21 protein-coding genes and 1 pseudogene are annotated in these 22,892 nt (G+C 51.9%); 11 read left to right on the top strand and 11 right to left on the bottom strand.

All coding sequences use genetic code 11. The annotated features are described in order from the left end of the window. The first annotated feature begins 261 nt into the window (after positions 1-261). Both tap and repA read left to right on the top strand, forming a co-directional pair. Positions 262-333 carry a RepA leader peptide Tap gene (tap, locus tag QNH99_RS22770; RefSeq protein ID WP_088901001.1) on the top strand — a complete coding sequence of 24 codons (72 nt, stop codon included), beginning with the start codon at positions 262-264 and terminating at the stop codon, positions 331-333. Next, positions 326-1,189, top strand: coding sequence for a plasmid replication initiator RepA (repA, locus tag QNH99_RS22765; RefSeq protein ID WP_410517855.1), 864 nt, complete (start codon positions 326-328; stop codon positions 1,187-1,189). The genes tap and repA overlap by 8 nt, the downstream gene beginning before the upstream one ends. A gap of 1,542 nt (positions 1,190-2,731) precedes the next feature. On the opposite strand, the gene QNH99_RS22760 is transcribed toward repA, so the two are convergent. The 3 genes and pseudogenes from QNH99_RS22760 to QNH99_RS22750 form a co-directional block, all read right to left on the bottom strand. Further along, positions 2,732-4,669, bottom strand: coding sequence for a methyl-accepting chemotaxis protein (locus QNH99_RS22760; RefSeq protein WP_014606782.1), 1,938 nt, complete (start codon positions 4,667-4,669; stop codon positions 2,732-2,734). A 505-nt stretch (positions 4,670-5,174) separates the two neighbouring features. After that, a pseudogene (locus tag QNH99_RS22755) lies at positions 5,175-5,573 on the bottom strand (transposase); the annotation flags it as partial. 203 nt (positions 5,574-5,776) lie between these two features. Beyond that, positions 5,777-7,339, bottom strand: a complete 1,563-nt coding sequence (locus QNH99_RS22750) for a DUF4041 domain-containing protein (RefSeq protein WP_019105487.1) — start codon at positions 7,337-7,339, stop codon at positions 5,777-5,779. Between the two features lie 448 nt (positions 7,340-7,787). Here QNH99_RS22750 and QNH99_RS22745 point away from each other — a divergent pair, with 448 nt between their 5' ends. Continuing rightward, complete coding sequence (locus QNH99_RS22745) at positions 7,788-8,351, top strand: YbhB/YbcL family Raf kinase inhibitor-like protein (RefSeq protein WP_019105488.1); 564 nt, start codon at positions 7,788-7,790, stop codon at positions 8,349-8,351. Positions 8,352-8,364: 13 nt separating this feature from the next. Here the strand turns inward: QNH99_RS22745 and QNH99_RS22740 are convergent, their stop codons facing one another. The 3 genes from QNH99_RS22740 to QNH99_RS22730 form a co-directional block, all read right to left on the bottom strand. Beyond that, complete coding sequence (locus QNH99_RS22740; RefSeq protein ID WP_110268827.1) at positions 8,365-9,192, bottom strand: helix-turn-helix transcriptional regulator; 828 nt, start codon at positions 9,190-9,192, stop codon at positions 8,365-8,367. A gap of 60 nt (positions 9,193-9,252) precedes the next feature. Next, positions 9,253-10,092, bottom strand: a complete 840-nt coding sequence (locus QNH99_RS22735) for a fumarylacetoacetate hydrolase family protein (RefSeq protein WP_019105490.1) — start codon at positions 10,090-10,092, stop codon at positions 9,253-9,255. Positions 10,093-10,183: 91 nt separating this feature from the next. After that, positions 10,184-11,113, bottom strand: coding sequence for an L-dopachrome tautomerase-related protein (locus tag QNH99_RS22730; RefSeq protein ID WP_110268828.1), 930 nt, complete (start codon positions 11,111-11,113; stop codon positions 10,184-10,186). Positions 11,114-11,217: 104 nt separating this feature from the next. Between QNH99_RS22730 and QNH99_RS22725 the strand changes: the two genes are divergently transcribed. From QNH99_RS22725 to QNH99_RS22715, 3 genes are all read left to right on the top strand, one after another. Further along, positions 11,218-11,910 carry a GntR family transcriptional regulator gene (locus QNH99_RS22725; protein WP_019105491.1) on the top strand — a complete coding sequence of 231 codons (693 nt, stop codon included), beginning with the start codon at positions 11,218-11,220 and terminating at the stop codon, positions 11,908-11,910. A gap of 93 nt (positions 11,911-12,003) precedes the next feature. Continuing rightward, the gene (locus QNH99_RS22720; RefSeq protein WP_019105492.1) at positions 12,004-12,165 is read left to right on the top strand and encodes a hypothetical protein; all 162 of its coding nucleotides are present in this window, start codon (positions 12,004-12,006) and stop codon (positions 12,163-12,165) included. A gap of 19 nt (positions 12,166-12,184) precedes the next feature. Next, positions 12,185-12,328: a hypothetical protein gene (locus QNH99_RS22715; protein ID WP_157179224.1), complete on the top strand. Its 144-nt coding sequence runs from the start codon at positions 12,185-12,187 to the stop codon at positions 12,326-12,328. An 836-nt stretch (positions 12,329-13,164) separates the two neighbouring features. Here the strand turns inward: QNH99_RS22715 and QNH99_RS22710 are convergent. Then, positions 13,165-14,070, bottom strand: coding sequence for a LysR family transcriptional regulator (locus QNH99_RS22710; RefSeq protein WP_410517854.1), 906 nt, complete (start codon positions 14,068-14,070; stop codon positions 13,165-13,167). Between the two features lie 98 nt (positions 14,071-14,168). Here QNH99_RS22710 and QNH99_RS22705 point away from each other — a divergent pair, with 98 nt between their 5' ends. Genes QNH99_RS22705 through arsH form a run of 4 tightly spaced genes read left to right on the top strand, consistent with a single transcriptional unit; the run spans position 14,169 to position 17,019 of the window. Continuing rightward, on the top strand, positions 14,169-14,696 hold the full coding sequence (locus tag QNH99_RS22705) for a GNAT family N-acetyltransferase (protein ID WP_014606056.1): 528 nt from the start codon (positions 14,169-14,171) through the stop codon (positions 14,694-14,696). A 41-nt stretch (positions 14,697-14,737) separates the two neighbouring features. Continuing rightward, positions 14,738-15,919 carry an MFS transporter gene (locus tag QNH99_RS22700; RefSeq protein ID WP_282476122.1) on the top strand — a complete coding sequence of 394 codons (1,182 nt, stop codon included), beginning with the start codon at positions 14,738-14,740 and terminating at the stop codon, positions 15,917-15,919. A 48-nt stretch (positions 15,920-15,967) separates the two neighbouring features. Next, on the top strand, positions 15,968-16,300 hold the full coding sequence (locus QNH99_RS22695; protein ID WP_028722790.1) for an ArsR/SmtB family transcription factor: 333 nt from the start codon (positions 15,968-15,970) through the stop codon (positions 16,298-16,300). 5 nt (positions 16,301-16,305) lie between these two features. Further along, on the top strand, positions 16,306-17,019 hold the full coding sequence (arsH, locus tag QNH99_RS22690) for an arsenical resistance protein ArsH (RefSeq protein WP_028722789.1): 714 nt from the start codon (positions 16,306-16,308) through the stop codon (positions 17,017-17,019). Between the two features lie 66 nt (positions 17,020-17,085). On the opposite strand, the gene arsC is transcribed toward arsH, so the two are convergent. From arsC to cadR, 4 genes are all read right to left on the bottom strand, one after another. Next, a complete protein-coding gene (gene arsC / locus QNH99_RS22685) occupies positions 17,086-17,514 on the bottom strand; it encodes a glutaredoxin-dependent arsenate reductase (RefSeq protein WP_028722307.1) in 429 nt (142 codons plus the stop codon). A gap of 43 nt (positions 17,515-17,557) precedes the next feature. Beyond that, the gene (locus tag QNH99_RS22680; RefSeq protein WP_019106253.1) at positions 17,558-18,847 is read right to left on the bottom strand and encodes an arsenic transporter; all 1,290 of its coding nucleotides are present in this window, start codon (positions 18,845-18,847) and stop codon (positions 17,558-17,560) included. 90 nt (positions 18,848-18,937) lie between these two features. Next, positions 18,938-19,291, bottom strand: a complete 354-nt coding sequence (locus tag QNH99_RS22675) for a metalloregulator ArsR/SmtB family transcription factor (protein WP_028722306.1) — start codon at positions 19,289-19,291, stop codon at positions 18,938-18,940. 263 nt (positions 19,292-19,554) lie between these two features. Next, complete coding sequence (gene cadR / locus QNH99_RS22670) at positions 19,555-20,013, bottom strand: Cd(II)/Pb(II)-responsive transcriptional regulator (RefSeq protein ID WP_033755771.1); 459 nt, start codon at positions 20,011-20,013, stop codon at positions 19,555-19,557. Between the two features lie 193 nt (positions 20,014-20,206). Here cadR and QNH99_RS22665 point away from each other — a divergent pair, with 193 nt between their 5' ends. After that, positions 20,207-22,723 carry a heavy metal translocating P-type ATPase gene (locus tag QNH99_RS22665; protein ID WP_235213027.1) on the top strand — a complete coding sequence of 839 codons (2,517 nt, stop codon included), beginning with the start codon at positions 20,207-20,209 and terminating at the stop codon, positions 22,721-22,723. Positions 22,724-22,892: the final 169 nt, after the last annotated feature.

The raw sequence follows: 22,892 nt of genomic DNA, 5'->3' as shown, positions 1-22,892 counted from the left end.
CATATGACGCAGGCAGTCAACAAATGTACTTCCACGGTCAAAGCAAAACGATCTTAGCGAAAAGGTTTGAGTCAGATTTAGGATCGAGAGCAATTCTGGCGGGCCACGCCGAAAGGTGGCAGGAGACTGGGACTGAGGGACAACTGAAGACCAGAAAAAAGAAAACCCCGATAATCTTCCTGAGTTTGGCGACCGGAGAAGACTAACGGGGCTCACTGAATCTGCATAGAAGCTGTTGCTCTATGCGGGGAGTATAGATTCATGCCCAGAAAACTGCAATACCTTCTGTGCTCACTCCTTCCGTGCAACATAAGCGCAGGAAGACGTGACTGAACAGAACGCTGAAAAAACTACATTTTACCGTCAGGTAAAGAATCCTTATCCTGAATTTTTTCCTGCCGGCGGCAAGGGTACGCTGAAGTTCTGCCGTAAACTCTGTGAAAAAGCCAGGGGCATTACGCAGAGCACTCTCTTTATGGTGTTAATTGCCATGTTGATCCGCGAGGGGAAGCGCAAACGTCGTCCGCCTGAGCTGCGGATGCGGGCGATTGAAGCTGCGCTGCAGGCTCTCTGCTGGTATTACAGCCCGCTGGCCAACAGAGTCAATGCGTCACTGACGACCATGAGCATCTGCTGTGGTCTGGCCACGGAGAAAAAACGCCTCTCCATTAAACGCTTTACGGGGGCCTGCCAGTTCCTGGAGCTGCTGGGGCTAATCACTTACAACACGGAATACGATCCGGAAATTGGCTGTAATATTCCGACCGACATAACATTCCTGCCTCTGATGTGGAAACTGCTAGATGTTTCTGAGGAAGCCGTTGATGCAGCCAGAAAAAGCAGTGCTGAGATGGAAAACCGCCGGCGTGAACAGAAGGGGTTGTCCCGTCTTGACGTCGCGGAGCTTGCTCGTAAAGCATGGAGTTTTGTTCGTGAAGGGTTTCGGGAATATCAGAAAAAACGGCATGACCATGGTCTGAAGCGGCACCAGGCGAGAAAAGATGCCGAACGAAGCCGTAAAGAAATTGAGCAACTGGTGCGCAGACAGTTAAACCAGGAAATACGCCAGGGGAAATTCCACGGGGGCCTGCATGCCGCACTCACAGAAATAGAACGTCGTGTGAAAGAGCGGACTGTTCTCTCACGTGGCCACACAACACGACTCGACGATCTCAGGCTGACTCTCTGACAGACTGCTTAGTTATCCAGCCCGACGTTTATCGTATTGTTCTGCTTTCAAACCAACGGTTCAGCAGCCGTTACCCTGCATCCTTTTCCCACCTAATTCAGTTTTCCGGACACGGCCGGAGGCTTCTGCACGTCTTCAAAAACCTCATAACTGTGTTTTGACCCAATAATTGCCACATCACTGGCGCCGGTTAACACCGGAATGCTTCTTTCAGCACGTAAGCGCTGAGTTATTCCCATTAACTGACAGAGGTTAATGCCCGTGAGTTGCATTCGGGGGCTACAGTAGCTGACAAGCGAACTTTTCCTAAACCGCCATGATCCTTTTAAACTTCTGATCTTCTCTCTTTTAAAAAACAGTAAAGACTTTCCTTTAAATGACTGACCTAAACGTCACCTGTCCTGTGGACAGTTTCCATAAGCGAACGACCTTGCAGCGGACTTCGTCCGCGCCGGTTCGATGAGTCCGCTACGCGGCCTGAGGTAGCACCCGCCAGAGGCGGGCAAAAATATTTTTAGTTACATCATACATTCATTGACTGTAATAAGGGCAGGGAGCTGTACCTGATAACCCATCGCCCCTCTCCCCCATGAAAAGCCGCCCCCGCCCCGGCCCAACGGGCCGGAACAGGAGTGGCTGATTAATGGGTGTTGTAACTAATGATTCGGTGTCGTTGTAAGTAGAGTTGCTTCTGCTTACAGTGAACACCCCCCTAAGCGTCAGCAGCAGGCTGCCGACGCCAAGGCCCCGGAAATCACGCCCTTCACGTCGCAGGCGCCGTGAAGCCCGCTCACCGGGGTTGAAAGGGGTTACCTAAACTTCTTGATTGCTGAAAGTCCGCAGAGCTGTTCAGGGAAAGGTGGAGTAGGGCACGATTTACACGCCTAAAACCGGCTACGCCGGGCGTACGGCGCCGTTCAGCTTCTGCGCCATCTTTTACGTCATCTGGCGCCTTTATGCCGCTGAAGCGGCATTTTGGATACGGCTCTCACTCCAGGGGTAATTCATATTAAAACGTCCGCTTTGTGCCAAAAGCGGACGTTGCTTGCATCATGGAATGTTAGTTTACCGGGAGCAGGTCAGCGCCTCTATGCAGCTAACCCCGCATCTAATGATTTTCTGCATATCGCCATTTTCAAATTTGAAGTCTGATTTATGAAACTGCGTAGTAAGAGATTTGACTGAATGGCCGGATGGCGCGGGTGCAGAACAGCGCCCCAGGGGGAAGGTGTAACGCGCCGTCCGGCACGAGAGGAATTATGAAGGCCATCTGCAATAGAAACAACTTTAAAGAGGAACGCGTTGCAGGTTGCATAACGGATGTTATGAGCGTAGCTCATATGGGCAATTGGGGGGTAATGCCAAATATTTCAACAGGCGTTTAATTAGTCCACCGGGCCTTTAAGTGCAAAAGTATAGCTTTATCATGGTTTTAAATGAGATAAGCCATCCCTGAAGATGGCTTATCAAATGCAAATACAGACGCAGTTTTGTAAAAATGTTGCCGCATTAAATGGCACACAACCAAAGTATTTGAACCAATTATACAGCGTTTGTGCGGAATACGCTGACAGCATCCCTCAGGCTTGCGGCCCGGCTTGCAAGTTCATCAGCAGATGATGCAGACTCTTCAACCAGTACGGCATTCTGCTGCGTAACCTGATCCATCTGTGTCACCGCAATATTTATCTGAGATATGCCCGCACTTTGTTCTTCAGAAGAAGATGCAATCTCTCTGACTAATTGAGATGTTTGCTCAATAGCTTCCACGCTTTGCTTAACTTTTTCACCGGCATCCCGGGCCATCGAAATTCCCTGTTCGGCATGCTCAACTGACTGCTCAATCAGTCCTTTGATCTCCTTCGCCGCTCCAGCCGATCGCTGTGCCAGTGCCCTGACTTCAGATGCAACAACAGCAAAGCCCTTGCCGTGCTCACCTGCCCGGGCAGCTTCAACGGCTGCATTTAAAGCAAGAATATTCGTCTGAAACGCTATCCCGTCAATAACGGAGATGATTTCTTTAATCTGCCCCGCACTGTTGCTTATTTTTTCCATTGAATCCAGTACTGACTCCATCGCCTCACCGCCTCTTAAGGCCGCACTGGTAGCGGAGTTGGCCATTTCAGCAGCATGGCGCGTGTTATCTGCATTATTGCCGATAATTGACGATAACTGCTCCATACTGGCCGCAGTCTCAGCCAGAGAGGCTGCCTGTTGTTCAGTTCGCGCAGAAAGATCACCATTTCCGCGAGCAATTTCTTCAGATGAGGTAGCGATAGTGGCAGCGTTGCTTTTGATGTTTTCAACCGTAAGTGTAAGTCTTTGACTCATTTGCAGTAATGCCTTGAGCAGCCCGGCAGTTTCATTACGTCCTGTCACCGTAAATGTTGACGTAAGGTCACCACCTGCGACTTCAAGCGCCAGCTTTGATGCTACATTGACAGGTCTGGTAACGGAGCGAATGATAACCAGAGCGAAAATTACTGCCAACAGGACGATAAAAACAAGAACGGTCAGTAGTGCATATTGTGCATACCGGTGTTCCTTAATCTGCCCATTCAGCATTTCATTCAGTTCATTACCTCCGGCAATGGCGTAGTCGCTGAATTTGTTAATAGCGTGCGTAAAGAGCGCTGCATAGTCCTTCGGGTTCTGATTCGTCATGCTCCGGTTAATGAAAATCGCTTCAGCGGTTTTGAGAGCACTTTTTGCCTCCTCAACGGCTGCATCTGCATTTGCGCTAAATTTTTGCTTAAGTGTGTTATCAGATAAAAATAGTTTTTCAGAATCCTGAGCAAATAAATTCAGGTTATACGAACCATTACTGATTAAAGACTCCATACGGACAGAGTCTGCTTCACTTATGGTTTCATTTCGGGCAAGAAGTGACGTGCCGAATGCACGTATTTTCCCAAGGCTTTCGGTTAGCTCAGGCAATGATGAAAAATTACTCGTAATTAAACGGTACGTGTTGATATCTGAATCAAGTGAAAGGCCGTAAAAATCCAGCACATCACGGTTCGCGTTCAAAAGGTTGCGGATGAGGAGGGCATGCGCATCAAGGCTGGCTGTCAGAGTCAGTTGTGAAGAATCGATTCTCTGCTGTAGCTGGCTCCACTGTGTGCGCACATCATTGATTTTGCTGATTATGGCAGCGCTGCCTTCTGTCTTGGCCATATCTTTGGTAATAACATCAGTGATGTTTTCAATTTCATCTCTGACCTGAACGCGGGACGGTGTTGCTGGATTTTTGGTTGCAATGGCAAGGGCGGTTTCTGCACGATGGCGCTGTATCAAATTGAGCAGGGCTAAAATCTTATTTTCTACGGGTACACCTGTTACCTCTCGTTGCTTATCCTGAATGTATTTATTACCTTCGGACACAAAAAGCATGGTAGGAACTGAGAACAGAACAAGGGAAAACAGGCCCAGAATGGCAAATTTGGCGGTAAGACTTATATTGTTTAGAATCTTATTCATTTATAATTCCTGGTGAATTAGTTCGTTTTAGTGACAATTGCAAAAGATACATTTGCAAAGCACCTTAACCTTTTTATCGGTTATTCCTTCATTAACTTTATACCGCATTGTTGATTTACTGCTTTACGGAATAAACTTTTAGTAACGTTAAATAAAGCACTTAAGCTAAATAATCATTTTTTCTCGGGATGAAGTTCTGTTCGCAGCGGCATTAGCCATTGCTGGATTTTCATCTGAGAATTTTTACTGAGATTTGAATGAGTCGGCTGAACTAAATGCGGTTCGCGCACATGTATTATTAATATGTCGCCGAAGGACGTTGTCTCGGGGGTGTAAGGTGAAGCAAAACTATCTGACCTGGCAGGCGCTTTGATCGCTGCGAGTGACCTGCTCCCCGTTGATTCACTCATAACGCTATTAGCAATGTCCGCTTCTCGCTCATAGCGGACTCTGCCCGGTTGCCCTCATGAGCGATTCTGTCAGTAAAGTGCCAACTCAACCTGAGTCAGGTATTCAGCGCAGCACGGGGGCCTCCGTCATTGTAAGCAGTTCCCGTCTTCAGTACGCCATAACACCAGTGAACCAGTTCTCGCATCAGTGCACCAATGGCCACCATCTTGGGTTTTCCCCGCAGGCACATTTCCTCGTAAATGTTACGCATACGTTTGTTATGAATCTTTCCGCACAGAGCTGACATTTAAAGCTTTGCTCTCAGCTGAGGTAGGCCGATTTTAGACATGCGTGGGCGTCCACGAACCGAGGTGCCGGAACGCTTCTCCACAGGTACCACGCCCAGAAAAGCCGCCGCCTGGTCTGCTGATTTAAAGTGATGGCTGCGGAGCACAACCAGTATGTGCATACCCAGCAGAGGCCCGACATATTTAATCAACGTCAGCAGCGCATATCCACTGATGCATTATTCGGTGTCGCAAGGACTTATTGGGGGCCGCTTGGAAAAAACGCTTCTTCATGGGGATGTCCTCATGTGGCTTATGAAGACATTACTCACATCGCGGTGTGTTAATCAACGGGGAGCAGGTCATTTCCTCTCCGTTACTAGCTAAACGAAAAAACTTGCCTTTTAGGCAGTTTTTTTCGTACCGGGGATTAAATAGCTTCTGCAAAGCGTAGCTGTTTCTTCTCAACTTCAACCGGCATCGCAAGAGCGTCAGCCTTTTGTTTCCGCATTGCCACCGTCTCATGATAGTGCTGTGCGGTCGCCGTCTCAATGAAGTCCACATCATCACCCGCCACATCAAATACGGCTGCTTTAATGTCTTCCAGACTAACGTTAAAGAATTCTTTGCGTCTGTTGATGAGGTTAGTGCGATTTTCAGCGAAATGCTGGTGCAGGGCATATTCCATTGCCGGTGCATCTTCACTGTGGATCATTGCATGGATATCAAATAGGAACGGCACCGATGCACTACCCAGCTCGTCAACACGGTCTTGAGGGTCAAGGCGGCGTGTCATGCCAATTTTAAAGACATTCTCACCAAAAGAGCCGATGTTAGAGATAACGTAAACGTGGCCCCGCTTGGTCTGTTGCGCCATGCTCAGGGCTTTTAGTCCTTTCAACTCGGCTTCGGTCAGCGCCTCTTGAAGGGAATCGATCTTCTCCTGATACTTTTCGGCCTGAGCGGCGGTCATTTTCGCCAGTTTTTCATTCATTTCTTTCCGAGCTTTATCCAGGGCTTTCTGGGCGCGGCGTTCTTCTTCTTCAGCCTCACGAATAGCACGGTCGATCTCAGCCTGGGCTTTGCGTTCCTCGGCCATCTGGACGCGGATTTCGCGTTGTTCTTCTTTTTCTTCCTGCTTTTTGGCCCGGTATTCATAGGTTAAACGCAGTTCGGTCAGCTTTAGATCCAATAAGGCATGATTAATGTGGATCTGGTTTACTTCATTGAGCTTGTTCAATACTTCAAAAGCTTTGTAGATGCGCGATTCCATGGTGTTGATGTTTTTAAAAGTGACGTTGGCAATGGCCGCATCACATTCACCGTTAAAGGCGCGGGCAGTCATGTTTATGCCTCGCGTGGTCATTTTATTCCCTTCGGCCTTTGAACCACTTACCGTCCATTCTGTGGTGCAATAAATGGCCCCAAAAGTGGTTTTGTTGCGAAACAAATCTTTCTGCTGCTGCCGATTGCTACGGATAGATATCTGGAACAATTCCGACGTATCGAAATCGAAATGCGGCGCGTAGAAGCCCATTTCAGCAAAATCCATATCTTCTTTGTAGATAGAAAGCGCAGACTCCAGCTCGTCATACGTGATTTTCTTACTGGCGTAAGAAGCGCGCAGGGTTTGGATCTGTTCTTCAATTTCGACTTTTTTTGCGAGCTGCAGGGCAACGGTTTGCTGAGTCTCATTACTCAGTTTTTCGGCAGCCGTGCGGGCATCTTCTAAGACCGCATTGGCTAAGTCAGTAATAAACTTCGCGTCTGTTTCGCTTACTGAAATTGTGGTGGCTGCTTCCGTCTTTGCTTGAGTCACGATGCGCGCCGCTTCATCTTCAGCATCAATAATGACTGCATAACGCGCCAGCTGTGCTGCCTTATCGGTAGAATCCGCCCTTGCTGTTTTCAATTTCTTCGCGGTAACAAGTAGGGCGGCTAAAATGCCCACAAAAGCGATAGCCCCTGCGATGGAGTAATACATAATATTCATTGAGGATAACCTTGGTGAGTGCTTTTACCGGCGCACCCGACTACTGCGGGGGAATCTGGCTCCAGCATTTTCTCAGCAATTTTATTAGTGACATTCCAAAGATTTTGCTATTTCTGACAATCATCACCAGTTGGTGGTAAGCCTTCAGTGTAATGAGAAAAATCCTATGGCGGAAGTGATTATGCTCGAATGATGACCTGGTCCCCGTTAATTAACCCATATCAATGTCAATAATGCCTTCAGCAGTGCTTAGAGCTACTGCGTACTTCCGCTTCTAGCTCGTAGCGGACTTCTTAGGCATGTTATTGGTTTATGGAAGAGGCGCTAAGCAGGTCGTCACAGAATCATTTCAAATGAGCGTACTGGGACAGTCTTTGACTGTTTCAGGAGCGAAACCTTGTCCTGCAGTGACTAAAATCAGGGGCAACAAACCTTCTGGAGATGCCCAATGTCAAAATTTCCACTTCCGGTGGCCGGTACACTGTGCCTGGCTATGCTCAGCCAGTCAGCCCTGGCTGCTGGTTTCACTCTTACCAGTAAAGAACTAGGTGCAGGTCGTTTCAGTAATTCTCAGCTGCTCAGTGAGCCTTACGGATTCGGCTGTGCCGGCGAAAATAAATCACCTTCCTTTATATGGTCAGGCGCACCAGCCGGAACAAAAAGTTTCGCGCTACAGATCTACGACCGTGACGCACCAACAGGTATGGGCTGGGTTCACTGGCAGGTAGTAAATATTCCTGCTGATGCAACATCACTCCCGGCGGACGTCGCTAAAGATAACAGCGGTCTTCCAAAAGGCGCCGTTCAGACGCGCACTGATTTTGGCGTGCCAGGATACGGTGGGCCATGCCCTCCAAAAGGCCAGACGCATCGTTATGTAGTCACGCTGACTGCGCTAAAGGTTGATAAACTGCCGAATATTACGGCTGATTCAACCCCGGCAATGGTCGGTTTCATGACCAAAGCCAATGCGCTGGGAGAAGCAAATATTCGTATCATCCAGGGCAGGTAGCATACGACACGGGTCAGGCAGGAATTAGCTGCTCAGCATTTTTCAACGTCCGGACCTGACCCGGACAAAATCCAAAACGGTTACGGAAGCGCGCTGAAAATTTTGACGGGCTGACGTAACCCACTTCATAGGCTATTTGCGTGACTGACAGGTCAGTGACCTGAAGTAATGTCAGCGCACGGCACATGCGTACATCAGCAATAAGCTGTGAAAAAGAGGTCTTTTCTGCCGTAAGCCTGCGTCTGAGCGTCGCTTCTGACATGCCGAGCTGACAGGATACTTCATTAATATTCCATCCATGTGAGACATCTGCAGAAATGATTTTTCTGATTTTGTTCCCGATTCCGGCCCGCTGAAAATAACCGAAGCAGAGGCCGTATTCATCCAGCCAACTGAGCATTTCCCGCATGCGCACCACGGCAATCGCTTCAGGAATATCTGCCGGATCCGTAAACACCTCCCGGGTATGATAAAAAGCGCGGCGGAAACTTTCGCTGGCACCTTCTAATTTATGCACGCCGGTGACTGGAGCAGCATTGCAGTTAGTACGGGTATAATTTTTGACAAGACTGGTGTTAAAACTGAGCCAGTCAGCCTCATAATTGCCGCCTTTTGCCGGTATGTTGGTGATATCGAATGACTCTCCTTCACCCACAATGACCGCCTCTCCGGGGTTAATGACCAGCTCCTTCTCCCCCGTGCGAATGCATTTACTTCCCTGACGAACCAGTATGACAGTGGGTTCATCAATAATAATATTTCGCGCAAGCAGCGGCTGAACCTGAAGAACGTGCGCGGTGCTGCCGATACCGGCCCTGAATGAGATATTCCTTTCTGCCATCCTGCCTCCCGTAAAGAAACCAACATCATGCCGGTCTCATCGTCTGTCAAGATTGCTGGGTCAACGTTTCAGGATCTGATTCTGATAGCCCAGTTTTTCCACATGAATACGAATGGTGTCGCCCTCCCTGAGCCAGACCGGTTCGGGTTTCATACCAAGACCGACGCCGTCTGGCGTGCCTGTGGCAATAACATCCCCGGGCATAAGCGTCATGTAGTGGCTTACATAAGAGACTATCTCTGCAACGCTGAAAATCATCTGCGAGGTGTGGCTGTCCTGTCGTCTTTCACCGTTAACCTCAAGCCAGATAGCAAGATTCTGCGGATCGCTCACTTCATCCCGCGTGACGATATAAGGTCCCATCGGGCCAAATGTGTCGCAACTTTTGGCCTTATCCCACTGTGACGACTGAAACTGAAAGCCGCGGTCAGATACATCGTTCACAATGCAGTAGCCTGCTACGTGCTCCAGCGCATCCTCCTTACTGACCTGCTTTGCCTTTCGGGCCATAACGATTCCCAGCTCGGCTTCCCAGTCGAGTTTGGTTGAATGCGGGGGAATGATGATGTCATCGTCAGGGCCATTGATGCAGCTTGGTGCCTTGAAAAACACAACCGGCTCATCAGGTATGGGTAGACTGGCTTCAAGGGCATGGTCGCGGTAGTTCAGGCCGATGGCCACAAATTTTGAAACGGTGCTGAGCGGGGGCCCCAGCCGTGGGCTGCCCGGGACGACCGGAAGGCGTAAAATATCTTCCTCACTTTGGAGCGATTCGAGGATGACCGGGAGCGTCAGAGGGGTCACATCGCCGACAATACCGGACAGGTCACGTAGCTGATTGTTACTGTCCATCACACCGGGTTTTTCAAAGCCGGCGTCACCATAACGACAAATTTTCATACATACCTCAAAGCGTAATCAGACGGGATAGCTGTAAACAGCCCAGGGGAGTTGTACCTTGTCCTCTCCACCCGAGAACATAGGGATGCGGTTAAGCTGAGTGGACGGAAAATAAACGCGGCTGTCCGGGCCGACGGAAAGGGCGATGGGCCAGACAATACGCGCATCCCGGATGAGGGGGGGTGCTCTCTCCGGCGGGATTCATGACAGAAATGCCGTTGTTTTCCGCATCACTCAGGTAGATATTTCCGGCTTTGTCGCGGCACATGCCTGCAATCCAGGTACCGATCTCTTTATAAACTGAAACCCCGGCAGCGATTTCGTCTTCACTCCGGGCGAAATCGGTGATGAGGTTCAGATCGACCTGGAAAATGCGGGCACCAAACAGACACATGAAGAGCAGCGTCTGGTTGTTCTGATGAATTTCCAGCAGGTCGTTATGGATATACATGGGCTGTCCGTTCTGAAGCGTCACTTTTCGTCCTTCAATAACAGGCACATCTTCGGCGTGACAGCGCATCAGCGGGTGACCCGCCAGAATTCTTCGGTATGAATTATCGCGCAGGTCAATGACATAAAATGACCCTTCCCGCGACTCGGCCATGATGGCGTAATGCTTCCAGAAGCGGATATGTGCGAGCCGGGTACCTGCATGTGCATCTTCAGGCCTGAATGCCAGCGTTCTTCGGGTTTCACCAGTGGTGATATCCAGCTCCGCGCCTTCAATAGCATCGCTGAAATCAGGCGCTGCGGCATCAAGAACCCACAGGCTTCCACGCCCGTCGTTGAAAATGCTGTTCACGTCGACGAAGTGTTTCAGAGAATCGTCCTGGCCGCTCCAGTTGTTCCACTCATTGCCAGGAAAAGGTTTCCAGCTGCCGTCTTTCAGTATTTCCACCACGCCTGGCGTGGGTCCGGTCCAGCCAGGCATGCTCGCAAACAGCCGCCCGCATTCCGTTGTCACCACGCCGTTCCATAAAAAGTTATCTGAAGTAGAGACCTCATGAAGCTGAGCCGTCATAATATGCTCCTAAAGATGATTCACCGCTGTAAAATAGATTTTATTGTATAAAAATCTATTTTATACATGGTAATTGATTTTAATCAAAGGGCACTGTTATCTCTATGAATGAAAGCCTCGCTTCCAGAGAAAGCCTCACCCAGACGACATACTCCCGTCTGCGCGATGCTCTGCTTTCCTGCCAGCTCGTCCCGGGCACTCGTGTGAACACTAAAGAGCTTGCCGAAACGCTGGACACCAACGTTGGTGCCATTCGTGAAGCGCTGTCCCGCCTGACGTCAGAAAACCTCGTAATCGCTGAACCGCAGAAAGGATTTCGCGTTACGCCTGTCTCTCTTGCTGATTTGCTTGACCTGACTGCCACCCGGAAGCTGATTGAGTGCGAATGCCTCAGTGAATCCCTGGCTAACGGGGATGTAAACTGGGAGGGGGAAATTCTTTCGGCGTTTCATCTCCTGGCACGCTACGGTAACGGGAAGGATGAACACCCCGGAACGCCGGAGTGGAACCGGCGTCATAACCGGTTTCACGATGCCCTGACGTCCGCCTGTCCGAACACCTGGCTGCTTCGTATGCAACGCATGCTTTTTATTCAGAACGAACGCTACCGCATACTTTCCGTCAATCTGACGCGCGGAGAGAGAGACCTGAATGCGGAACACAAAGCACTGATGGAGGCCGCACTCGACAGAAACACCGGACAGGTAAAACAGCTCATGCAGGAGCATATTCAGAAAACCACTGACGTTATCGTGAAACTGTTTGATGACTACGGTGCACTGACACTGCACGAATAACTGAGCGATACGGGGCAGGGTTTGCACGTTTCTGGCGGGTGAACCCTGACAAATTCATCCAGACTCATAAGGTTTTTAAAAAAAGGAACCCTTATGAAAAAGAAATACCTCTCTGGATGCCTGTTAGCGTTATTTGCCGTTAATGGCTGGGCCGCGCAGTCTTATGTGCTGGACGAAGTCCACCTTATCGACGGTTCGGGAAAGCCTCCGCAGGAACACATGCGTATCGTCGTTAGAGGGCAAAAAAATCAGTGAGGTCGGGCACGTGGCCTCTATGGCCATTCCTAAAGATGCCGATGTGAAAAACTACACGGGGAAATCCGCCCTACCCGGATTGATTTCCGACCACGCCCACCTGGCACAGTATCAGGGAGTTACGCCTTCACCGGATGCGTATACCCGCGAAAAAAATTATTAACCAGCTCATGACTTACCAGAAATACGGTGTGACGACCGTGATGTCTCTTGGCGTTGACGATGAGTTTCTGAAACTGATGAAGGAACACGGGACGGTTTATATTCCAACGCTTGGGGGGATGAGTCTTTTTATCTTTTCGCCGAACAGCCTGAACTGCTTAAAACGCCTGAAGTCAGTCGGGCCCTTAACCCGGAGCAGCGTAAACTTTTCAGCAGCCAAGCATGGGCGCAGAAGCAATTGTCGAGCCCGGCTTACAAAACATTGAAAGCAGGCTTTGAAACGAATATGAAAAATACTTTCACTGTTTATAAAAGCGGACTTCGTCTGGGATCCGGAACAGACTCAGGCGCTAACCCCATGCGTATTCCGGGCTTTGTAGAGCATCACGAGCTGGCTTAACTGGTCCGTGCGGGCCTGACGCGTTACAAGCACTTTATCTTGCTACACGTTCGCAGCAGATACGCTGAGTCTAAATGACAGAGGAACGGTTGAAGCGGGTAAAAGAGCGGATTTGATTATCGTGAGCGGATAAACGATGTGTACCACAAGGTGGATTTAGAAGATGTTTTTTCGACGTGGATCACGCAACTATCGAAGATTAATAAGTGAATGACTTTTAGCGCCTGAACTCCGTTTGAAGGGGTGTGCCACATCACCAGTCAGTTTTCAGACTTGGTATTAATAAAGGCTGAATGTCCGCTCCTCGCTCATAGCGGACCTTCAGTTCAGTCAGCAAGTCCGCTCTGTGCCAGAAGCGGACGTTGGTAGCTGGTAAAAGCTGTAGTGATACTTCGCCGGAGAGAGTAGACCTGTCCGGTTTAGATATCGAAGAATATTTATCTGATTTCGTTTTTTGCAAAACTGCTGTTTAGGTTTTTCAGCACTTCATTGATACCTCTGCTTACAATCCGGTCTTCCCGCATGACTGTCCCGAGAGTCCGGTGAAGAGAGGGCGTCACAGAGTAAAGATCGAGCCCCGATCTTTCCTCAATGCATGCAACGGACATTCTGGGAACAATGCTGTAGCCAAGACCGGCACGGACCATTCTTTTAATAGCTTCGATACTGCCAAGCTCCATGACCGGGCAGGCAATATGTCCCGTCTCCCGGAACCACTGGTCAATCAGGGCGCGTGTCCCGCTTCCCGGTTCAAAGATAATCAGCGGCAGCGGCAACAAAGCGCCCGGATTCCATATTTTCGCACTCGGATCTGATGCATCCTTTTCCATGATGACAACAAACTCATCCGTACCCAGCGGGATGATGCTCAGGTTTTTACCTGCAGCTGGCAGAGTCACCAGGCCAATATCTATACGATTTTCCTCCACGCCCCGCACTATATCGGAAGTGTTACCTGTGCGTACGTCCACCTTCAGCAGGGGATGGGCCTGCCGCAGTTGCTGTAGTAAGGGGGGAAGTAAATGAATACAGGCCGTTGCGCCTGTGCCAACAGTAACAGTGCCGGTTATCTCATCAGAATGCTGGCACACCGATTCAACTGCTGTACTTACCACTGCATCAATTTTCATGCTGTGCTCAACGAGAGTCAGCCCGGCTGGCGTGGGCCTTACTCCCCGGCTGGTTCGCTCAATAAGCCGGACCTGAAGCGCCTGCTCCAGTTGTCTTATATGCAGGCTCACTGCCGGCTGCGACAGACCAAGTGCTTCAGCCGCCCCGGAGAAACTGCCCCGGCTGACGACCAGTCTGAAAGTAGCCAGGTGATCGAGGTTCAGGTTTGTCATGCCAAAATTTTCCTTATGCCGCTGATAAGTCCTGCTGCCTGTCTGAAATTGTTCATTCCGGTTAGTCTCTGCTTATGACCGCAGAAGGAGCCGTACCGATGGAAATAACCGAAGCAGATGAACGACATATTCCTGCCATCCAGCAGATTTATGCTTATCACGTATTGCATGGCACCGCCACTTTTGAAACTGAACCGCCGGATCCGGCTGAAATGACAGCCCGCCTGAAAAAGGTGCGTGCAGCAGGACTGCCCTGGTTTGTGGCTGTTGAGGACGGCAATGTCCGCGGATACTGCTACCTGTCACTCTACCGGGAACGGTGTGCCTACAGATTCACCCTGGAGAATTCTGTATATATTGCCCCCAATTTTCAGGGCCAGGGGATCGGAAAAAAGTTGTTATTGAGTGCGGTCACATGGGCAGAGGACCGTAGCTTTCGCCAGCTCGTGGCCGTAGTTGGAAACAGCGAAAATAGCGCCTCTCTTGCCCTGCATCGCGCGGCAGGCTTCAGCATTACAGGAACGCTCAGATCTGTGGGCTTCAAGCACGGACGCTGGCTTGATACGGTCATCCTGCAGCGTACGCTCGGGCAGGGCGACGCCACATTTCCGGAGAGCACGGGTTGACTGACGGGTATCTGACAGGCCGCACCATTTTCTGCATTGGCATGACGCAGCTAATCAACTGGGGTATCACATTCTATATGCCGGGGGTCTTCGGGACCGCCATCATGTCGGAGACAGGCCGGTCACCAGTTGTGACATTCTCCGGGCTGACTATTGCCATGCTTGTTATGGGGCTTGTCTCGCCACTTACCGGCCCCCTTATAGCACGTACCGGCGGGCGTACGGTGATGATGGTGGGAACCTTCGTCATAGTCCTCGGTTGTTTTCTGATGGCTTTTACCCATTCAACCACATCGTGGGTTGCCGTCTGGCTCCTGATGGGAGCTGGCATGCGACTTGCCCTGTATGATGCCGCATTTGCGCTGCTTGTAGAAATTGCAGGCGCAGAGGCCCGCCGGGCAATCACCCTGGTCACACTGCTGGGTGGTCTCGCGTCAGTCGCGTTCTGGCCTGCTGGCGCTGCGCTACTGCACTTTACCGACTGGCGGCATGCCATTATCGTTTACGGCTGTGCAGGCATTGTCAGCCTGCTTTTTTTGACCACCGTTCCGGCAGGTTATCGGCGTCAACCTCCCGTTGCCGGGCAGCCCGCTCTTCAGGCGATCGGACCAGCAGAAGACCGGAAAGCCTTTATCAGCGGCCTGTGGTACGCCACGTTGATAGCGCTGATAAGCTTTGTTTCCACCGGCGTGTCCGCTCATTTTCCTCAGATACTGGCCGCTTATGGTATGCCCGCCGTAGCGGGTATGTTGTGGGGGGTGGGACAGGTGAGCGCCAGACTGCTGGACGTGGCTTCCGGTGCACGTACTTCAGCGATCCGTCTGAGCCTGTTTACCGGCATTATTCTGCCATTATGCTTTTTGGTTGGCCTTGCAGGGAATGTTACCCCGGTGGCTACAGCCATCTTTATTCTGAGTTACGGGGCTGTAAACGGACTGAGTACGATCATTAAGGCCGTCCTGCCTCTTGTGCTGTTTGATCCGCAGCAGTATGCCCGTAAAACAGGCTTACTGCTGTCACCCGCTTTTTTGCTCGCGGCGCTCGCGCCGTCAGTTTACGCAATACTGCTGGAGCAATACGGCACACCCGGCACGCTGCTTTTATCTGCCATCCTTACCCTGTTCATCACGGCGATTTCCATAGTGATCTGGCGTCGTCATCCTTCCTCTGCTGGACCGAACCGGGATAAGGGCGAGCCATCCATTCCGGGGAAAAATATTTGACGCTGATTATATTTCTATTATTCTGGAAATATAGTTCAAGGAGGGCGTATGGATTTAAAAACAGCAGCAAATGCGCTTCGGGAGCTGGGGCACCCGACCCGTCTTAGCGTATACCGGGAGCTGGTGAGAGCGGGTCATGACGGCCTGCCAGTCGGTGTTCTGCAGAAGCGCCTCGGTATTCCGCCCTCCACGCTCAGTCATCATATTTCGGCGCTGATGTCCGCGGGCCTGATCAGCCAGGAACGGCAGAGCCGTACCTTGTTTTGCAGACCTTGCTATACGCAGCTTGAACAACTGATGGCCTTTCTTACAGAGGAATGCTGCGCAGGCAGTAGCTGCAGCCTGTCACCCGCGACGACTCACAAAGAGACCTCATTGTGAATAACATGAACGATACCCTGAAAAATGTTGATACTTCACTCCTGGACGTGCCGCTGACGGAAGATAAGCTGAGGGCTGCAGAAGTGGCGCACCCGCCCCGCATTCTGATGCTCTACGGCTCGCTGCGGGAACGATCTTATAGCCGGCTGACGACGGAAGAAGCCGCCCGGCTGCTGACGGCAATGGGTGCAGAGGTCAAAATTTTTAATCCGTCCGGTCTGCCGCTGCCTGATGATGCCCCTGAAACGCATCCCAAAGTTGTGGAACTGCGCGAACTGGTTCTCTGGTCGGAAGGCATGGTATGGTGCTCCCCGGAGCGTCACGGCGCTATGACCGGCATCATGAAGGCGCAGATTGACTGGATACCGCTGACGTCAGGTGCGGTTCGCCCGTCGCAGGGAAAAACCCTGGCTGTCATGCAGGTCAGCGGCGGCTCGCAGTCTTTCAACGCAGTTAATCAGATGCGCATTCTGGGGCGCTGGATGCGTATGATTACTATCCCGAATCAGTCATCCGTGGCAAAAGCCTGGGCTGAATTTGATGAAGATGGTCGCATGAAGCCTTCGCCTTACTACGATCGCATCGTGGACGTAATGGAGGAGCTGATGAAGTTCACTCTGTTGACGCGCGGGCGCAGTGACTACCTGACCGATCGCTACAGCGAAAGGAAAGAAAGTACCGCGCAGCTCTCTGAGCGGGTTAATCAGCGCAGTATATGAAAAAAGCCGGCATCTGCCGGCTTCTGTTTTTGCGTCTCCCTTCCTGCCGGCAGCACACTGAAAAAATCAGTGGCTCATCCGGTTTCCGTGTTCATCAATGACTTTTTCGCCGTCCTCTTTCGTAAATGCTCCCTGCTGCGGGTCAGGCAGAATGTCCAGAACCGCTTCAGACGGACGACAGAGTCTTGTGCCGAGCGGCGTCACAACCACGGGGCGGTTTATGAGGATAGGGTGAGCCAGCATCGCATTCAGCAGTTCATCATCGTTGAACCGGTCTTCTGCCAGCCCCAGCTGCTCATACGGCTCTGTATTTTTGCGCAGCAGGGCGCGTGCGCTAATACCCATATCAGCTATCAGCTTTTTAAGCTCGTCGCGGGATGGTGGCATCTCCAGATACAAAATCACTGTTGGCTCCACGCCACTGTTACGGATAAGCGCCAGAGTATTACGGGACGTTCCGCAGGCCGGATTGTGATAAATAGTGATATCAGTCATAAACGGTACTCCGTTAAGGAGCTGCACAGACGCAGCCCCGGGGTTAAGGTTGAAAAGACAGGCGCAGGGCCAGCGCCGCCAGCGTCACAAAAAGTACCGGCAGGGTCATCACAATGCCCACGCGGAAGTAGTAGCCCCAGCTGATGGTGATGTTTTTCTGAGCCAGCACGTGCAGCCACAGCAGTGTCGCCAGGCTGCCGATGGGTGTGATTTTCGGGCCGAGATCGCAGCCGATGATGTTGGCGTATACCATTGCCTCTTTCACCACACCCTGAGCCGTGCTGCCGTCAATCGAAAGCGCGCCAACCAGCACGGTAGGCATGTTGTTCATTACGGAAGAGAGTGCCGCAGTCAGGAAGCCGGTGCCAAGTGTGGCACCCCAGACGCCGTGCTCAGCAAAACGGTTCAAAGCAGCAGAGAGGTAATCCGTCAGGCCGGCGTTACGCAGGCCATATACCACGAGGTACATGCCCAGCGAGAAAATGACTATCTGCCAGGGCGCGCCTTTCAGCACTTTGCGGGTGTCGATAACCTGTCCTTTTTGGGCAACCAGCCAGAGAACAAACGCCCCTACCGCTGCTACCAGGCTGACCGGTACTCCAAGGGGCTCAAGGCCGAAAAATCCGACCAGCAGCAGAAGTAAAACAAACCATCCGGCCCGAAAGGTGCGCATGTCGCGTATAGCTTCCGCTGGCGCTTTCAGCTTCGCCAGGTCATAGGTTGCCGGGATCTCTTTGCGGAAAAACAGATGCAGCATCACCAGCGTAGCCACCACGGAAGCAATATTCACCGGCACCATGACGGAAGCATACTCACTGAAGCCCAGCTTAAAGAAGTCCGCCGTGACGATGTTGACCAGGTTCGACACGATTAGCGGCAGGCTGGAAGTGTCAGCGATAAAGCCCGCTGCCATTACAAATGCCAGCGTGGCAGCCGGACTGAAGCCCAGCGCCAGGAGCATGGCAATAACGATTGGCGTCAGGATAAGCGCCGCGCCGTCATTGGCGAACAGCGATGCCACTGCCGCGCCCAGCAGAATAATATAGGTGAACAGCAGTCTTCCTCTGCCGCCTCCCCAGCGGGAAACATGGAGTGCTGCCCACTCAAAAAAGCCGGACTCATCTAACAGCAGGCTGATGATGATGACCGCAATAAACGTGGCCGTCGCATTCCAGACAATCTGCCATACGGCAGGAATATCACCGATATGCACCACGCCGGTCATTAGCGCCAGAGCGCCCCCGATAACGGCACTCCAGCCAATACTCAGTCCTTTCGGCTGCCAGATAACCAGTACCAGCGTCAGAACAAAAATCGCACCCGCCAGAAACATATACTCTCCTTTAATACTGCACCTGTCAGGCCTGGCGCAGAGAACTTAAAAATATACATATGGGAAAACACATATGAATAGTTAAAAAATTTAAATGCAGATTGGCTTGCCGTTGGTGGTTACATTGTCCCGCTCAGCCTGCTGGCTGAGCTGCAGGATGTCATCCCGCTGGCACAGATAAGCCTGTTCAATTACAGCTGCCGCCCAGACGGGCATATGAGGTGACAGTCGGTAATGAATCCACTTGCCATCACGCCTGTCGATAAGCAGACCGGCGTCCCGGAGTAACGCAAGATGACGGGAAATTTTTGGCTGAGATTCTCTGAGAGTAGTTGTGAGTTCGCAGACGCAAAGTTCTCCCTTTTCCCGCAGCAACAGCACCAGACTGAGCCGTGTTTCGTCAGAAAGCGTTTTGAAAAGCTGTAGAGGATTAAGCTGAAGCATTACAACTCCTGTTTAACAAACAGTGAGCAGTATCGCTAAGTAGGGGGTAGCGAGCAACTATACATTCGGTAAAACATATATTTTTGGTGGTTTTTTATCTTGCAGGTCAGATATAGAGTACGTCGATAAATAAGTTGTAATCGATCAAGGTCCGCTCCTCGCTCATAGCGGACCTCCAGCTCAGTCAGCATGTCCGCTCTGTGCCAGAAGCGGACGTTATCTTTTAATTAAAACGGCTCGTTACAGAGCCTGCTCTTAAAAAATTAATGCGGATGGCTGCCGGCAAGATGGCCAGAAGAAATAACGGGAAGGACATCATCCGACTCATCTGCCTGCTCCAGTTCGCGCAAAATGCCACAGTCGCGCGTTGCACGGTTGGCGTTACAATGACTCTGCAGCTCGCACAACTGCGTTTCCAGCATATTAAGTTCACGAATACGGGCCTGTACATGAAGAAGGTGCTCGTTTATAAGGTCGTTAACCATACCGCAATCTGCATCAGGCTGACTGCGTGCCTGCAGCAGCACCCGGATTTCTTCATGGGTCATATCCAGCGCCCGACAGCGGCGGATAAACATCAGTCTTTCCAGATGGGCACTGTCATAGTGACGGTAGTTATTTGCCTGGTCACGTAATGCTGCCTGCAGCAGCCCCTCACGCTCATAATAACGCACCGTCTCTACCGGACAGCCTGCCTGCCGGGCCAGTTCGCCAATTTTCATAACTTTTTCCTTGTACACTTGACCCTGTAGTTACTTCAGGGTCTTTAATGCCAGTATATGCTATGAACGAGATAAAAACATGAGTGACTGCTGTAGTAATAACAAGTGCGGTTCTGCCGCGTCCGGAGAGCGGACATCCGTCAGCTATACCTCTGCTGCCACGGCAGACGCCTCCGGAAAAACTTCGCAAAAAATGGCTGATGCCTCACCGGACTGTTGTAGTGCCGGAAGCTGCTGTTCATCGGAGAGTCTGAGTCAGCCTTCCGGGCCAGTGGCAGAACGCGACGGGAGCGATAGCGTTCAGACACGTCTGCGCATCGTGCAGATGGACTGCCCGACGGAAGAGACGTTGCTTCGTAAAAAACTCACAAAACTGTCTGACGTCAGTGAGCTTGAATTCAATCTGATGCAGAGGGTACTTACCGTGACCCACTCGCCGCAGGCACTGGAGCCGGTACTACAGGCGGTGCGCTCTCTGGGTTTTGACCCGGAACTGGCTGATAAAGTCACCCGGCCTGCCGGCATCAGTTGTTCAGGCAGCAAAGCGGAAAGCGCCTGCGGTTCCTGCTGCGCACCTGCGGCTGTCACTTCCGGTGAGCTGCAGGCACAGCAGTTGACCGCTGACGGAGTGCGTACCAGCATCCGCATCAGGCAGATGGACTGCCCGGTAGAAGAGGGCATGATCCGTAAAAAGCTGGACGGTATGTCGGCCGTTAAGGAGCTGGATTTTAACCTTATGCAGCGCGTTCTGACGGTCGTTCATGCACCGGGTACGCTGGAGCCGGTTCTGGCCGCCATTCGTTCGCTGGGCTTTGAACCTGAGCTCTCTGACAGCAGCGGGCGGCACGCGGCTACTGAGGAAAAGAAAAATCCTTGGTGGCCGCTGGCACTGGCCGGCGTTGCGGCAGCGGCCGCCGAAGCTATGCACTGGACAGGCATGCCGGAATGGCTGGAAGCAGTTCTGGCCCTGGCCGCTGTTGGTGCCTGCGGCCTGTCTACCTACAAAAAGGGCTGGATCGCGCTGCGTAACGGCAATCTGAATATTAACGCCCTGATGAGCATTGCTGTAACCGGGGCGCTGGCGCTCGGGCAGTGGCCGGAAGCCGCCATGGTAATGGTGCTGTTCACGATCGCGGAACTGATTGAGGCGAAGTCTCTTGACCGCGCCCGCAATGCTATTGGCTCCCTGATGACGCTGACGCCTGAAACAGCCACGATTCAGCAGCCGGACGGTTCCTGGACAGTGGCAGATGCCAGATCTGTACCCCTTGACAGCGTGGTCCGGGTAAAACCGGGTGAGCGTATCGCCCTTGACGGCAGGGTTGTCCGAGGCAGGACCAGCATCAACCAGGCACCCATTACCGGCGAAAGCCTGCCGATCGAAAAAGGAGAAGGCGATCCGGTTTTCGCCGGGACGGTTAACGGCTCCGGTGGTTTTGAATACCGGGTAACGGCTGCTGCCGGAAATACTACACTCGCACGCATCATTCATGCCGTGGAGGAGGCCCAGGGGGCAAAAGCCTCTTCGCAACGCTTTGTTGACCGCTTTGCACAGGTTTATACCCCCGTGGTGTTTGCAATCGCGGTTGCGGTTGCCATCCTCCCGCCACTGATGGCAGGTGAAAGCTGGCACGAGTGGGTTTATAAGGCGCTTGTCATGCTGGTTATCGCCTGCCCCTGCGCGCTCGTCATTTCCACGCCAGTAACTATCGTCAGCGGCCTGACGGCGGCAGCCCGCCGGGGGATCCTGATTAAAGGTGGCATTTATCTTGAAGAGGGCAGAAAACTGAAATGGCTGGCGCTCGACAAAACTGGCACGCTGACGCACGGTAAACCTGTACAAACGGATGTGATTATCTATACCTGGGTTGCCGAAGATGAAGGCCGCAGACTGGCTGCGAGTCTGGCGGGTTACTCCGATCATCCGGTTTCGCAGGCCGTGACGGCAGCATTAGAGGGTTCGCAGCGTTATGACGTTGAGCGCTTTGAAGCTCTGCCGGGCCGCGGGGTGCGGGGTGTCATCAATGACAGAACCTACAGCCTCGGGAATCTGAGACTGGCTGAAGAAACGAGCAGCTGCCCGGAGACTGTCAGGGCGACGCTCAGGGAACTGGAGTCCGCTGGTAAAACGGTCATCCTGCTCTGTGACAGTCATCAGGTACTCGGGCTGTTTGCAGTGGCAGATACAGTCAAAGAAAGCAGTCGCGAAGCGGTGAGCCAGCTGCACGGTCTGGACGTCCGGACACTCATGCTGACCGGAGACAATTCGAGTACAGCGCAGGCCATTGCCGTTCAGGTCGGTATCGATGAAGCCCGGGGTAACCAGTTGCCTGAGGACAAACTGCGCGCCATTGAAACACTTACGGCTCAGGGTACCACTGGCATGGTAGGCGACGGCATCAATGATGCGCCGGCGCTGGCTCGCGCCGATATCGGCTTTGCCATGGGCGCGATGGGCACCGATACCGCCATCGAAACCGCTGATGTTGCCCTGATGGACGATGACTTACGTAAAATCCCTGCCTTTGTCCGGCTTTCAAAACAGACTTACAGCATTCTGGTACAGAACATCGTTATGGCAATTGGCATCAAAGCAATATTTCTGGCCCTGACCATTGCCGGCATGGGAACCATGTGGATGGCTGTATTTGCCGATGTGGGTGCAAGTCTGCTTGTTGTGGCAAACGGCCTGCGCCTGTTGCGTAAATAGCTGGTTATTATGTTGCCCGCTGGCTAACGGCGGGCAACGTCTGCTTTTCGCTCAAAGCGGACCTGAGCGCCGACTGTCCGCCTTGTGACAAAGGCCGACAATGATCATATTGAGATATGTTAATGTATGGGGAGCAGGTCAGTCCGGTATGCTCCCGCAGGCAGGATAC

Source organism: Pantoea allii, assembly GCF_046529425.1.
In the GTDB taxonomy this organism is placed as follows: Bacteria; Pseudomonadota; Gammaproteobacteria; order Enterobacterales; family Enterobacteriaceae; genus Pantoea; species Pantoea allii.
Note: the sequence above shows the minus strand (reverse complement) of the source record. Positions and strands in the feature narration are given on the sequence as shown.